The organism is Enterovibrio qingdaonensis (assembly GCF_028683135.1).
GTDB classification, from domain to species: domain Bacteria; phylum Pseudomonadota; class Gammaproteobacteria; order Enterobacterales; family Vibrionaceae; genus Enterovibrio; species Enterovibrio qingdaonensis.
Genome location: NZ_JAJUBB010000001.1, coordinates 245489 through 260128 on the forward strand (window position 1 = coordinate 245489; position 14640 = coordinate 260128).

At 45.9% G+C, this 14640-nt stretch carries 15 protein-coding genes; 6 read left to right on the plus strand and 9 right to left on the minus strand.

Annotated features, from left to right (window positions below; all coding sequences use genetic code 11):
* Positions 1-22: 22 nt before the first annotated feature.
* From LRP49_RS01200 to nrdD, 5 genes are all read right to left on the minus strand, one after another.
* On the minus strand, positions 23-1207 hold the full coding sequence (locus LRP49_RS01200) for an amino acid aminotransferase (protein WP_274139611.1): 1185 nt from the start codon (positions 1205-1207) through the stop codon (positions 23-25).
* Positions 1208-1470: 263 nt separating this feature from the next.
* Positions 1471-1803 (minus strand): PBPRA1643 family SWIM/SEC-C metal-binding motif protein, encoded by a 333-nt coding sequence (locus LRP49_RS01205; protein WP_274139613.1) that lies wholly within the window; start codon positions 1801-1803, stop codon positions 1471-1473.
* Between the two features lie 162 nt (positions 1804-1965).
* On the minus strand, positions 1966-2502 hold the full coding sequence (locus LRP49_RS01210) for an ATP-dependent zinc protease family protein (RefSeq protein WP_274139615.1): 537 nt from the start codon (positions 2500-2502) through the stop codon (positions 1966-1968).
* Positions 2503-2630: 128 nt separating this feature from the next.
* Positions 2631-3101, minus strand: coding sequence for an anaerobic ribonucleoside-triphosphate reductase-activating protein (gene nrdG, locus LRP49_RS01215; RefSeq protein ID WP_274139616.1), 471 nt, complete (start codon positions 3099-3101; stop codon positions 2631-2633).
* A gap of 7 nt (positions 3102-3108) precedes the next feature.
* Entirely contained in the window at positions 3109-5229 is a 2121-nt protein-coding gene (nrdD, locus tag LRP49_RS01220; protein ID WP_274139617.1) for an anaerobic ribonucleoside-triphosphate reductase, read from the minus strand.
* Positions 5230-5816: 587 nt separating this feature from the next.
* On the opposite strand from nrdD, the gene LRP49_RS01225 reads away from it, so the two are divergent.
* From LRP49_RS01225 to LRP49_RS01245, 5 genes are all read left to right on the plus strand, one after another.
* The gene (locus tag LRP49_RS01225) at positions 5817-6761 is read left to right on the plus strand and encodes an endonuclease/exonuclease/phosphatase family protein (protein ID WP_274139619.1); all 945 of its coding nucleotides are present in this window, start codon (positions 5817-5819) and stop codon (positions 6759-6761) included.
* A 272-nt stretch (positions 6762-7033) separates the two neighbouring features.
* Positions 7034-8578 (plus strand): AbgT family transporter, encoded by a 1545-nt coding sequence (locus LRP49_RS01230; protein WP_274139621.1) that lies wholly within the window; start codon positions 7034-7036, stop codon positions 8576-8578.
* Positions 8579-8590: 12 nt separating this feature from the next.
* Positions 8591-9817 (plus strand): peptidase T, encoded by a 1227-nt coding sequence (gene pepT / locus LRP49_RS01235; RefSeq protein WP_274139622.1) that lies wholly within the window; start codon positions 8591-8593, stop codon positions 9815-9817.
* A gap of 200 nt (positions 9818-10017) precedes the next feature.
* Positions 10018-10317, plus strand: a complete 300-nt coding sequence (locus tag LRP49_RS01240; RefSeq protein ID WP_274139624.1) for a hypothetical protein — start codon at positions 10018-10020, stop codon at positions 10315-10317.
* 147 nt (positions 10318-10464) lie between these two features.
* A complete protein-coding gene (locus tag LRP49_RS01245; RefSeq protein ID WP_274139626.1) occupies positions 10465-11280 on the plus strand; it encodes a DUF2797 domain-containing protein in 816 nt (271 codons plus the stop codon).
* A gap of 52 nt (positions 11281-11332) precedes the next feature.
* Here the strand turns inward: LRP49_RS01245 and LRP49_RS01250 are convergent, their stop codons facing one another.
* On the minus strand, positions 11333-11563 hold the full coding sequence (locus LRP49_RS01250) for a DUF3389 family protein (RefSeq protein WP_274139627.1): 231 nt from the start codon (positions 11561-11563) through the stop codon (positions 11333-11335).
* A 3-nt stretch (positions 11564-11566) separates the two neighbouring features.
* Entirely contained in the window at positions 11567-11995 is a 429-nt protein-coding gene (locus LRP49_RS01255; protein WP_274139628.1) for a hotdog fold thioesterase, read from the minus strand.
* Between the two features lie 236 nt (positions 11996-12231).
* Here LRP49_RS01255 and LRP49_RS01260 point away from each other — a divergent pair, with 236 nt between their 5' ends.
* Complete coding sequence (locus tag LRP49_RS01260; RefSeq protein ID WP_274139629.1) at positions 12232-13026, plus strand: M48 family metallopeptidase; 795 nt, start codon at positions 12232-12234, stop codon at positions 13024-13026.
* Between the two features lie 48 nt (positions 13027-13074).
* Here the strand turns inward: LRP49_RS01260 and LRP49_RS01265 are convergent, their stop codons facing one another.
* Both LRP49_RS01265 and LRP49_RS01270 read right to left on the minus strand, forming a co-directional pair.
* The gene (locus LRP49_RS01265; protein ID WP_274139630.1) at positions 13075-13506 is read right to left on the minus strand and encodes a PAS domain-containing protein; all 432 of its coding nucleotides are present in this window, start codon (positions 13504-13506) and stop codon (positions 13075-13077) included.
* 2 nt (positions 13507-13508) lie between these two features.
* On the minus strand, positions 13509-14561 hold the full coding sequence (locus LRP49_RS01270) for a response regulator (RefSeq protein ID WP_274139631.1): 1053 nt from the start codon (positions 14559-14561) through the stop codon (positions 13509-13511).
* Positions 14562-14640 lie beyond the last annotated feature (79 nt).

Consider the following 14640-nt stretch of genomic DNA (forward strand, 5'->3'; position numbering starts at 1 on the left):
TTATTTCGTCTAATCGTCGTTACTATTTGGCAACAGTCATTAATGCGTCAGCAAGATAATCAATCCGCGACTCTGTTAAGCCCGCAATGTTAATACGGCTGTCTCCAACCGCATAAATCCCGAATTCGTCTTTTAATCGACTCACTTGATCTTGCGACATACCTAGCATTGAGAACATGCCTTTGTGCTGCTTAATGAAATCAAAACGGTTATCACCACAACGTTCAGCCAATGCCGCACTCAATCCATCTCTTAACGTCACGATGCGATTTCGCATCACATCCAGCTCCGTTTTCCACTCTTGGGTTAAGGCGTCGCTTGAGAGAATCGTTTCAACGATAGCGGCCCCATGATCGGGTGGCATAGTATAGGTGGAACGCGCTAATTGAAGAATGCGCCCTTTTGCATTCACCGCTTCTTTCGCATTTTTACCAATGACGATGGCCGCACCAGTACGCTCTCTGTATAGGCCAAAGTTCTTTGAGCAAGACGTAGCGATCAGCATTTCTTCAACGCTATCAGACAACAGTCGTACACCGTAGGCATCTTCTTCTAACCCAGAGCCAAAACCTTGGTACGCTATATCAACAAATGGGATGAAACCGTTTTTCTGTGCCAACGCCGCAATAGCCTGCCAATGTTCAGCGCGAATATCCGCACCAGTTGGGTTATGACAGCAACCATGCAGCAACACGACATCGTCTGGGCCCGCTGCCGCCAATGCATCCAGCATCGCATCAGCATCCACAGTTTTCGTTTCTGCATTGAAGTACGGGTAGAATTTAACGGTCAGTCCTGCTGCTTCCATAACTGGCTTGTGGTTCACATAGCTCGGGTTGCTGATCCACACCGTTGTGATTGGCTTTGCCAAAAACATCAGATCGCCCAACATACGCAATGCACCACTGGCACCCGGCGTTTGAACGGCTGCAGAACGACTGTAACCCGCCGTTCCCTTAAGCAGCAAATCCGTCATTGCTTGGTTGAAGCCTTCGCTTCCCGCCAATCCAACGTAGCTTTTAGTAACTTGTGTATCCGCTAAAATTTGCTGCGCCGATTTCACAGCTTGCATGATTGGTGTCGCGCCTTGGCTGTCTTTATAAACACCAATACCCAAATCCATTTTTTCTTCGCGTGGGTCTTCTCGGAATGCTACAGAAAGCGAGAGAATCGGATCCTGCTGCGCAGGAGAAAGCAGGTTAAACATGAGATAACTTCCTTATCGAACACCTAATCCTTTGTATGTATACCGAAAGGCCGTATGGGTGCAAGTAAAAACAGCACCATGAGAGCAGATTAACGTTGATCTGAAAGCACGCTACGCCATTTCAACGTTTCGGCTAGCGGGTGTTTGGCTGCAGTCATTCAGCACCAAGGAGAGGATGCGCGATACTCTTCTCAAATACACCCTGTGTTTTTTCACCCTCAAAGACAAAAAAACCGCCAAAGGCGGTCATTTGTTTGCGTTGTTTAGGCACAACATTTTTTGTATTTCTTACCGCTTCCGCAAGAGCAAGGATCATTGCGGTTCGGGGTTTTCTCAAACACGATGGTTTTTGGCTTGTTGATCACGGTGTCTAGTTCTACCGTGTTTTCTTCTTGAGCAGCATCGACAACGATATTCGCTACGATAGCGTGCTCCGCAACCAATGCTTCAATCTCTGCTTTGCGTGCTTCTGAGTTTACAACAACAGAAACAGGGGCTTCCTCGGTTCCCGCTTTTACATCACGGTTTACGTTATAGCCAGACATAACGTGATTTAGTCGGGTTTCGATACGGCCTTTGAAAAAACATTTAGACATGGGATGCTCGCAAATTGAAGGAGTGACGCACTTAAGGCGGGCGATTATACCCAACTGAGGCAATTGATAAAGCAGTTAAACGTAAAGAGCCGCGATAAATGCCTCATCCCATTGAATTTCGGGGGAACGAGGCTACTTAATAGATACGCGACGTTACCGTACTTAGTCCCTTTTAGCGTGATCAGGCTTGGGTTGCACGTATTGGCGGCTGACATCGACCATTGCCATCCCTTTCAAATAGCTGCGGCCAAGTAGCACTGGGAAAATCAAATGCTGGCGGTCACGAAGGGTAAACTGCGTTTCTTCTGTGACGTCACCAATGGTAATCGGTAACTTAACGACATACCGGCGATCGTAGCCTTCGGCACTGGATTGAATAATTCTAACTGTACGTACGACAGGCAGTTCGATGACTCGGCTTTCTCTTCCATCATGTGCTAAGCGAAATCTCACCCAATTCTCGCCATCTTTTTTAAAAGACTGAATGTCAATGGCACTGATTGATGAAGTGGTAGCCCCAGTATCCACCCTCGCCTTTAGCGTGACACCAACGGTATCAACTTTTACCCACTCTTTTTCACCCATGATGAGTTTTCCATCGGGTGCATGCTCATAGACTGGCGTATCAGCATTCGATGCAGCAAAAGATATCGGGCTTAAACAAAGCAGGAAAAAGAAGGCGACAAATTTGTACTTCATAACATGTTCTTTCTAAGAGGATTCATTCTGTAGGGTTAGACGCAGATTTTGACGCAAGTTCCCTAAAAATAACGCCGCTTAGGTAAGCGGCGTTATAGGAACTATAAATCACGATGAAAGCTCGAGTGTTAACTCTCTGTCAAACGATGAACAGTTTGATTTGAGCTTCCTCGCCAGGGTAAGGAAGGATCCGCAAGATCCTTTTCAAACTTCCCATCAATTAACACGTCAATAAGCTGAACGACTTCGCGTTGTTCATCCGAAAGTTCAGCAAGCGTGTACCCCGTCCAAAGCCAGATGTTTTTGCCTTCGCATTCGCGTTTAACACGCTGAACCAGTTTCAGAACTGCCGCAACATTGGCAGGGTGTAACGGGTCACCACCACTCAGTGACAGCCCTTTTCGCTTAATTCGTGTGTCGTTTAGATCGGCAATGACGTTGTCTTCCATTGCTTGATCGAATAGCTGTCCCGAGCATAAAGACCAGGTGGATTGGTTGTAACAACCTCGGCATTGGTGTTCGCACCCTGCCACAAACAGGGTGCAACGTGTACCTTCGCCATTTACCACGTCAACGGGATAATATTGATGGAAGTTCATCTTTGCCTTACATGTGTTTGACGCGGCGTTTTACTTCTTCCTGCTTGCCATCATTGAATGGGCGCGCATCCGGGCTTCCCAAGTAACCACATACACGACGTGTCACTGATACTTTGGTGGAGTCATGGTTGCCACAGCTTGGGCACACAAAGCCTTTGCTTGAACAATCAAACTCGCCAGTGAAACCACATTCGTAACACTCATCGATTGGGGTGTTGGTTCCATAATATGGAACGCGCTCGTAGCTGTAGTCCCAGACATTTTCCAATGCTTCAACGTTGTGCTGAATGTTTGGATATTCGCCGTAACAAATGAAGCCACCGTTCGCTATTGACGGGTATGGCATTTCAAAATCGATTTTGTCGTAAGGGTTAACTTTTTTCTCAACATCCAAATGGAAACTGTTGGTGTAATAACCTTTATCCGTCACGCCTGCGACGACGCCAAATTCTTTCGCATCTATCTTGCAGAAGCGGCTGCACAGGTTTTCACTCGGCGTGCTGTATAAGCTGAAACCATAGCCTGTTTCGTTTTTCCAACTATCCGTTGCTTTGCGCAGGTACGCTACCACTTCAACAGCTTTCTGGCGCAGCGTTTCTGAGTCATAAACATGCTCAGCAGTGCCATACAGTGCATTCACGGTTTCATGGATACCGATATAACCCAGAGAGATTGACGCACGGCCATTTTTGAAGATCTCACTGACATCATCATCTGGGTTTAGACGAACACCACACGCGCCTTCCATGTAGAGAATCGGCGCGACACGCGCTTTAACGCCTTGCAGACGTGCTATGCGTGTATCCAAACCTTCACGAGACACCGCCAGCACTTCATCCAGCAGACGATAAAACTCGGTTTCATCGCCCTGAGCACGCATCGCGATGCGCGGAAGGTTGATGCTGATAACACCGATGTTGTTTCGGCCTTCGTGGATCAACTCGCCGTTTTCTTCGTAGGTAGATAAGAAGCTACGACAACCCATTGGCGTTTTGAAAGAGCCTGTCACTTCAACAACTCGGTCGTAATTCAAAATGTCTGGGTACATGCGCTTCGACGCACACTCCAACGCAAGTTGCTTAATATCGTAGTTTGGTTGACCTTCTTTCAGGTTCAAACCGTCCTTCAAGCTAAATACCAGTTTAGGGAATACCGCTGTTTTACGGTTTTTGCCTAAACCTGCAATACGGTTGCGAAGGATTGAACGCTGAATCATTCGCGCCGCCCAAGACTCACCAAGACCAAAACCAAACGTCACAAATGGTGTTTGCCCATTTGCTGTATGAAGCGTGTTTACTTCATATTCCAGCGATTGGAATGCGTCATAACATTCTTTGTCTGTACGCGCTTTCGCGTATTCTTCCGCATTCGGGATGTCCCACTCACGAGCAACTTCAAGGTGCTTCTCGTAACTGATTTCAACGTAAGGAGCCAACACTTCATCAATACGGTTGATCGTTGTACCACCGTAGATGTGGCTTGCCACCTGAGCGATGATCTGAGCCGTTACAGCTGTTGCGGTTTGAATAGATTTCGGCGTATCAATTTCCGCGTTACCCATTTTGAAACCATGCGTAAGCATGTTTTCCAAGTCCACCAGCATACAGTTGAACATTGGGAAGAATGGCGCGTAATCCAAATCGTGGTAATGGATATCACCCATCTCGTGTGCGCGCACAACTGAACGCGGCAACATGTACTGCTTCGCGTAGTGTTTCGCAACGATACCCGCCAACAGATCACGTTGAGTAGGAATTACCTTACTGTCTTTATTCGCATTTTCGTTGAGGATATCTGAGTTCGTTTGCTCAACCAGACCACGAATTTCATGACTAAGTTGGCTCTTTTTCTCGCGAATACTGTCTCTGTCATGACGGTATTCGATATATGCGCGAGCGACTGCCTTGAATGGCCCTGCCATCAAGTGATTCTCAACAGCATCTTGAATCTGGTGGATCTCGACTTCTTCCAGGCGCATAAATTGAGATAAAACGCCATCTGCCACTGCTGCTGCATAGGCTTGATCCATGTCTTCTACAGCGTCAGCAGCACTTAAAACAGCTTCTTCAATGCGCTTGCGCTGGAAAGGTACGCGGCATCCATCGCGTTTGATGACAACAGGTTTCACAAATAGCTCCTCAACAAAAAGCCCTACTTACGGCAGGGATGGATAGAGTTCGATCATTCTGGTGATGGGTTGAAACGCCTAGGTTTTTAGCGTCATTCCACGGCTGAATTACCCGAAATTTGCACTTAGCTCCACAAAAAAGAAGCGAATAAAAGTCGCCTTACACGCAAATGAGAGCAAGGTCAAGAAATACAAAATGTAGGGGCATTCACACACAGAGATACAATATGTGGTGCATTAGACGATTTCGGCGGAGCCAATACTTTGATTTAGATCATGGCATACATGCATGCGATTTTTATCTATTCGATTACTGTGCAATAAATTCAATTATCAAAAAAAGTCTGTAAAAAAATCCAACACGACACTCAAAATCACCATGTTGTAAGACAGCTGAGATGACAATGTTCTAGTATCCGGGTAAAGCGTTTGCATGGGTTTTTACTACCAATTCACCGTAGCGAGGTTTAGTAAGACGGCAATCCATATCGTCAATGAAAGCCCCCAACATGGACTTTCTTTAGTAACGAAACACACAATAATAAGAGTGCTAAAAAAGCATAAATCGGCGCAGGACCACCTACTGAATGACATTTCGACTCCACCCTCGTTTCTCCAAGCTGATTCATACTGCCTGTCTCGCAGTCGTTGTCGCTGCGTCTGTGAACGTCAAACATGCATTTGCATCGTTGACGCTTGCTACATGGAATATGGAGTGGCTCAGCGACAAAGGTGACATCATTCAGGGTCAGCGAAAAGCAGATGATTACCTCATGATGCAGACGGTCGTGTCTGTGCTTAATGCTGATCTTGTGGCATTTCAGGAAGTGGATAGCCTCTATGCCCTTTCAAAGGTCCTTAACCCTAATGAATACAATTTCTTTTTATCTGACCGCGCCAAGTACTACACCAAAAGCCGAGGCAGTAATCAGTTCACGGGATGGGCAGTAAGGAAAGGCATCCAAGTTATCGATCACGCCGATTACAAGCCACTCGGTTTACCGACATTTTTGTCTCGCGGTAATTTACGTTATGGCACGTACATTGAAGTCGTTAGAGACAACCAACCTTCATTGCACCTTCTCTCCATTCATTTGAAATCGGGCTGCTTTGAAACACCGGTAAGGCGAAATAACAGTTGTAAGAAGTTGGAAAGACAAGTCGATGCACTTAGCGTGTGGATCAAAACGCGACAAGAGCTGGGGCAAGAGTTCATTATTGCCGGTGATTTTAATCACTACATGAATATAAACAATGAATGGGTTTGGGAGTCGCTGGTAAAAGGTGCAGGTAAAGATAACTTGGTTAATTTATCTGAATTTACTCAGGCGAAATGTAAAGCGCGTCGTTTTAATTTCCGAACAAAACGGTGGGAGCAAGTGGTTTATGACAAATTGATCGACCACATTATTGCTAGCCCAGGTGCGATTTCAAGTGATATAACTCCCTTAGCCAAGCAGTTCCGTTACTCCTATCACACCGTCGCAAACTACCGACTATCAGACCACTGTCCTGTTTATGTTGAACTCTAAGCGTTAACCTGACAACCCATTGCGTTTATCCATACAGAGACTGTCTAGATAATCAAGACAATATAGAAAGAAATCCACCATCAACACCACGTATATTTCGCGCTACAAATAACATTTCAAACACTCAATAAGACAATATTTTAAATAACTCCATATACAAACCGATTCTTTAATAATGCTACCGCAAAGTATGCGTTATTTATCCTTGCCTTTATCCCTTCATTAACGCTAATAAACTCATCTATCAATAACTGCTATATAATGGAATATTCATGGCAACACAGACATCACCTCATCCTTTAAATAAAAAAAGCTGGCTAGATCGTATAGAGAACGTTGGAAATAAAATCCCTGACATCACGATGCTTTTCCTGTTCGCGACAGGCATCTGTATCTTACTTTCCATGGTACTTTCGCAAATCCAATTTGACTATATCCACCCTCTTACAAACAAACCGATTCAAGTGGCTAACCTCCTGACATCATCAGAGTTGATGAACTTGCTTAGTGCAATGGTCAGTAACTTTGTTAACTTCCCACCACTCGGCATCGTCATTGTTGCAACGCTAGGTATTGGTATTGCAGAAGGCTCTGGCTATATCACCACAGCACTTCGAAAACTGCTGGCCGTTGTCCCTATGTCAGCAGTAACACCATCGGTAATTTTCATTGGTATTTTGGCGCATGTCGCCTCTGACTCTGCGTATGTTGTTCTCATGCCAGTGTCAGCATACATATTCTATAAATCAGGTAAGCATCCATTAGCCGGCATTGCAGCGGGCTTTGCAGGTCTAGCAGGTGGATTTACCGCATCCTACACGCCTTCTATTATTGACCCTATTTTGGCGGGATTTACAGAATCCGCCGCTCAAGTGCTGGATCCAACATACGTCGTCAATGTGCTGTGTAACTTCTTCTACTCCTTTGCGTCGACGTTCGCCGTTATCGGAGCTTGTTGGTATGTGACCGATAAGATTGTCGAGCCTCGCTTGCAACGCACCTTACCTGTTGACGTGCCTCAGGTTGATGAAGAAAGCGAAACCCTGTCAGATTCAGAAACGCGCGCGTTTAAGCTCGCCAACTGGACGCTACTGGGCATAATCGCACTTCTCGTTGCTCTTATGGTGCCTGAATCATCTCTGTTCCGCGCACCAGACGGCTCATTAACCAGCCCAGCAGCGCCTGCAATGAAAACGATTGTTCCATTGCTCCTTATTTTCTTCACCGCACCCGGTCTTGTTTACGGCTTTGTGAGTGGAAAATTCAAAACATCGAAAGATGTCACCAAATCGATGGAAAACATCACTGCTTCGTTGATTTCATTTATCGTGTTTGCCTTTTTCTGCGCCCAGTTCTTGTATTGCTTTGGCAAATCAAACATTGGTAGCCTCATTGCGTTGTCAGGTGCAGAAGGCCTTAAGGCCTTGAACATGCCAGGTCAATTGACCATTTTTGGTGTGATTCTATTAACAGCAGTTCTGAATATCATTATTACGTCCGCGTCTTCAAAATGGGCGATTCTTGCGCCTGTTCTGGTGCCTATGCTGATGGCTGTGGATATTTCACCAGAGTTAACTCAAGCCGCCTTCCGCATTTCAGACAGTGCCGTGAACGTGAGCACGCCAATGTTTGCCTTTTACCCATTGATCATTTCCTATATGCAACGCTATAGCAGTCAATCAGGTATCGGCACACTGGTATCAATGATGCTTCCTTACACCGTTGCGCTACTCATTGCTCTCATGGCCATGCTTTACCTGTTCTGGGGATTCAACATCCCGCTTGGCTTTAACAGTGGTTACACGTACGGCCTTTAAGAGATAACAAGAATGAAAGAAATCGAACAAAAACTCATTGCGAACTTTAAACGCTACGTGGCTATCAGCAGCCAATCTGATGGCAGCGTATCAACCCTGCCATCCAGCGAAGGACAACGCACACTGGCAACATTGCTCTGTAATGAACTCAACAGCATCGGTTACTCAGAAACTGAGTTGCTTGAAACAGGCATTGCCTTGGCTCGCCTACCAGGCACGAATCCAAACGCAAAGAAGATTGGTTTTATCGCTCACCTTGATACCGTCGATGTCGGTCTGAGCCCTGATATTTCCCCTCAGATCCTGCGTTATGAAGGCGAACCACTGTGCTTGAACGCCGATGAAAACATCATGATTGATGAAATTTCTCACCCAGAACTTAGCAAATATCTAGGACAGGATATTCTGTTTTCAGACGGAACCAGTGTGCTCGGAGCCGATGATAAATCCGCTATCGCAGTCATGATGACGCTTGCACATGAAATCAAGGCGGCGAACATCGAACACGGCGACATCTACTTTGCGTTTGTACCAGACGAAGAAACTGGTCTTCGTGGTGCTAAAGCATTACCTTTGGAGAAATTCCCCGTTGATTATTGTTACACCATCGATTGCTGTGAGCGCGGAGAGGTGATCTATGAGACCTTCAATGCGGGTACCGCTGTCCTTGATATCTCTGGTATCACTGCCCACCCGATGAGTGCAAAGAATGTGCTGGTTAACCCAAACCTTATCGCCGCTGACTTCATTGATTTGCTAAGAGATCACGGACTACCAGAGCAAACCGAAGGCCGAGAAGGGTATTTCTGGGTAACCGATATACAGGGAAATCAAAACACCGCGAAAGTCGTCGTCGCAATTCGTGATTTTGTTCAATCACAGTACGATGACAGAAAAGCCTACTTACAATCCGTCGAGACCCTGCTTAAGCACAAACATCCCAAAGCAGATATCTCACTGACTCTGACCGACGTATATAGCAATATTGCGCAGGCAATGGGAGAAGATATCGAGGCGTTAACACGCCTGTATCGCGTGTTGGAGGAGATGGAAATCCCAGCGAAGACCATTGCCATGCGTGGCGGTACTGACGGCTCTGCGCTTTCAGTAAAAGGACTGTTTACACCAAACTTTTTCACTGGCGCACACAATTTCCATAGCCGCTTTGAGTTTCTTCCGATCCCATCATTTGTTGATAGCTACCGCGTCGCGTTAAACCTTATCAAGGTCGACGCATAATCTTCAGGCGTTTATACAAACATATCGGTATAAACGCCTCATTCCCGCTGCCTCATTGTCTGACACCATAACGTGATCTTCTGCCCAGAGCCCGCATTTTAAAAGGGCTTTAACCGTTTCTCCAACTGCTTCTGACCTACACCTGACATAGTATGGCGACGTGTATGACACTCTTCGAAAAAATAATGAAGGAACATAATATGCGTTTGTTGAATGCCTCTTTGCTTGCTGCCGCTATGGCTTTCACTCTTCCTGTTTCAGCTAAACCGGAACTTGCGCCTTTTTCGCTGCTTTCGTTTGGCCAGTATGAGAAAATTGAACAACTCACCATTTATGGTGACATCAACCAAGATATCGTCGTATTAGCGGAAAATAACACCTCAACGTCAGACGCAGATCTTTTTGTCATTGATGACATCAATGAAGATATCGACCTCAATATGCTTATCGTTTCGGTTTCACTTTATAAGGACCTCAATGACGGCATGGTCAAGCGTTAACCCGGCGGCTTCCTCGTTTTGCTCCTTTTTTAGGCAAACCAACTAAACCTGTTAATGTTCGTTAATGATGAAGTAACGCAAGACTGCATTTTCAGGTGAGTTGGGTATACACTACTGCCACCAAAGGAAAACAAAATAATAACGAGCATGACTACTGGAACGTTGAGCAAAATGAAGAGCACGCTGGATAATGGCGTGACATATTCTCTCCCTGTGGGCGACGCACTCGTCGAACTTAATAGCCTTATTGGAAAGCCTCTCACCCTGACATACACGGGCAATATCTATTGTGATGCCTGTGGCGCGAAAACAAACAAAAGCTTTAGCCAAGGACATTGCTTTCCTTGTACGAAGAAACTCGCGCGTTGTGACATGTGCATCTTAAAACCAGAAACTTGCCATTTTGCTGATGGGACTTGTCGTGAACCAGAATGGGGTGAGCAGTTCTGCATGACAGACCACATTGTTTATCTCTCCAACACGTCAGGACTAAAAGTGGGGATCACCCGCGCTAGCCAAATTCCAACGCGTTGGGTTGATCAGGGTGCGACGCAGGCATTACCTATTTTGAAAGTGAAAAGCCGTCATCTATCTGGGTTAGTTGAAATCGCACTTGCAGATTTTTTAGCGGACAAAACCAATTGGCGTGCAATGTTGAAAGGCAACAATGCCGATATCGACTTAAAAGAAGAAGCGCGTCGCCTTTTGCCGCTCGTAGATGCCAAAATCTTCAGCCTACGCCTTCAGTATGGCTTTGATGCAGTAGAAACTATTCAACATGACATTGTTAATATTAGTTACCCTGTCACAGAGTTCCCAACAAAAATTACTTCGCTAAATTTTGATAAAGATCCTGTGGTAACTGGCATTCTTCAGGGAATTAAAGGCCAATACCTGATCTTCGACACGGGCGTGATTAACGTACGTAAGTTCACCAGTTACGAAGTCACTGCAGAATACTGATTCATACTTCTATTCTTACTAAACGCGCGAATATTGTTCGCGCGTTTCTTCTTCAGTTTTTGACAGCAATTCCCGTTGCTTCACTCAGAGCCTGAACATTTTCATCAGTTTCAAGCGAAATGCTCCAATTGATACTGCCGCCACTCACGACAAGCATTTTAGGTGCCGCCAGAATCGCTATGTCATCTACCTGTGCTTGCAGCGTTGCTTTGTTTTCTTGGAGTTTCACCATGACTTCATGCATGGTTGCGATAACACGACCGCCAGTAATTTGGATGACCATTTATTACTTACCTTTGTGTGTCATAACGGCCATGGTTAGTCGACTTGTACACACTAGCCGACCGCGCTCGTCAGTGATCTCAATCTGCCATACATGTGTCGTCGCCCCTAAATGTACCGCTGTGGCTTTGCCATGTACGAGACCCGAACGCATCGCACGAATGTGATTCGCATTAATATCTAAACCAACACAGTATTTGTTTTCATCGACTGCCATGTTTGCTGCTAAAGAACCTAGTGACTCAGCCAATACAACAGAGGCTCCTCCATGCAGCATTCCCAACGGCTGATGGGTGCGATGGTCAACGGGCATCGTTCCTGACAAGCTGTTGTCGTCGAATTCGGTATAACGAATGTCCAAATGTGCCATCAGTGTGTTTGCGGATGTGGCATTCAATCCTTCAATAGAGATCGGTTTCTTCCAAATAGACACGCTCGCTCCTAATACTGCTCCGGTCTTTTCGCCATTATCGGTTCTTCGCCCTGAAATCGCTAATTCTTTCAACACACTTCACAAACTCGTTTATGTGACTTTTTTGATTAGGCTTGTAGTAGGTAGTTTATGGAATTGTTCTATTTCATTGAGGCAATCACCTTTCTATTGTGAAGTAGTAATGAAAGATACGAACAGGGACACTTTAGAAAAGAGACGCTTGAAAGGACAAAGCCATGCCACTATTACATGCAAAAATTACCACTGCAGCAGCACTTGTTGCTTTGCTCGTCGGCTGTTCCACATCACCAACCGGGCGTAACCAATTCATCATGGTATCTGGCTCGGAAATGGCTACCTTGGGTAACCAATCATTTGCTGAACTTAAAAAGGAAGAAAAGATCAGCAAAAACAAACGGACCAACGCCTATGTGCAATGTGTGACCGACGCGCTGCTAACAGTGACACCACCACAGCCTGATTTTGAAAAATGGGAAGTGGTTGTCTTCGATAGCGATCAAGTAAACGCCTTTGCGCTACCTGGAGGGAAGATTGGCGTGTATACAGGCTTGCTTGACGTTGCTCAAACGCCCGATCAACTTGCTGCCGTCGTTGGCCACGAAATTGGTCATGTAATGGCTAACCACGGTGGTGAGCGTGTTTCAAGCTCACTTGCAGCAAATGGTGCGCTACAGGTGGCGAACATTGCGCTGGGTGCGTCAGGGACAGATAACCAAAACATGATTATGGCAGGACTGGGATTAGGCCTAAACGTGGGCGTGTTATTGCCCTTTAGTCGAACGCATGAATCAGAGTCCGATCTAATTGGGCTGCAGTTGATGAATGATGCTGGCTTCGACCCTCAACAAAGTGTCGAGCTTTGGCGCAATATGGCCAAAGCCTCCGGCGGTGCTCCCCCTGAATTTTTCTCCTCTCACCCCTCACACACTACGCGTATTGAAGACCTACAAGCAGCAATACAGCGGTTACCGCCTTCGACCACTAACGCACCAAAATGCGTGAGACCTTAAACTGAAAATGCCCGCATAGAGCGGGCATTTTTTATTCAGATTTTCACGTCAATGCAGTTTTGCCAGTGCTTCTGGAGTGACATCCGCAACTGAGATAAACATGTGCTGAGCTTCCCCACGCAAATTGACGATCGGGTTTAATGACACGTTTTGGTACATGAACTCGGCTTCACCAGTGATTGGCCGAACATTGCGGCAACGGAAAAGATACGGGCGTTGCTTCCAAACCACGAAACCACGACATTTCAATTCAAACACAGGACGGCATTTGGCGCGAAACCATGCTTCATTAATTTCAGGAAAGACATCAAACAAACACTTACCTTGCACTTTGTTCGGATGTTTGCCCGTGTGGTGCACCATAAAGCCATTCCACATGTGAATATTAAAATCACGGTCCACAACGATCAGGCCCATGTCGATATTCTGTACCATATCGACCATCCAGTTGAACTGTTCAAATTCTGGTGAGTCAATCATGGTTAGTCCTCATCATCCATCAAATATGCCAGTTTCGCATCAAGTAGTGGTAAAGAATCATCGACGAGTAACAGGAGCAAGTCGCACTTGATGTTCGTTCCATCAATGGCGTAGCTAACCTCAATAGTCACCGTACGCTTCCAGGTGCCCTGCATTTTCTCCACCAATCTGTCGACTGCCAAATGCTGACCAATGATTTCTGGATAACTTTGTGCGAAAACTAGCCCAGCTTGCTCTCCGATACCGGATAAAAACGCACTGATAAGGACGTTGCTAACATCCACCATCACTTCAAGTTCGTTATCGACCGTACCGTCGTCAGGGTAATCCATGATGTTTAATAAATCTTTCATCGATGAATCTGAAATCAACATCAGTGCTTCACCAGCAAGCCCTTCTCCACTAAAGCCTTGGCAAATTCCCGACATGTTGTCATTGTTTGCCAAATGCCTGACCGTCATGACCAGCTCACTGACCTCCAACACGTTGACTTGAGGAAGCGGCATATGTACGAACACATCAAAAAACCTCGCCAAGGAGTCTGCGGCTCGCCCCATGGCGACGTTCACAACCTCCATATACATCTCGCGTCTTCCCACCTTCATGTCATTTAAGGCGGCGGTTGTCGCTGATTGTGTTGGCTGGCTTGGTGCGCTAGGAGCCACAACAGGAGCTGGTGCAGGCTCGGTCCGAATGGATTTATAAGGCGTAAGAATCTCTTCTAGCTTTTCTGGACTGACAGGCTTTTTAACAAAGGCTTTGGCCCCGAGTCTTAAAACCCGTTCTTGTGCTTTCGGTTGAATGTCACCGGAAACGACGTAGACAGGCACATTTATGCGGTGTTTTTTCATCGCATCTAACGTTTCATAACCGTCCATTACGGGCATGGTCAGGTCAAGAAACATAACATCAAATGACTGTTCTTTGAGTAATTCGACAGCAACTTTGCCGTTTTCTGCAAACGACACGTCAGCGTCGAAATCGGAAGGGAATGAACGAGCTAACTGCTTTCGTGCTAAAGCAGAATCATCAGTGATCAATACTCGGGTCGTCAAAGTGTCTACCCCTATGTTTCATGATTTTGATACTGAATGCATCAAGAAGTAATACTGGCTATCGCCAATCGATCAAGGC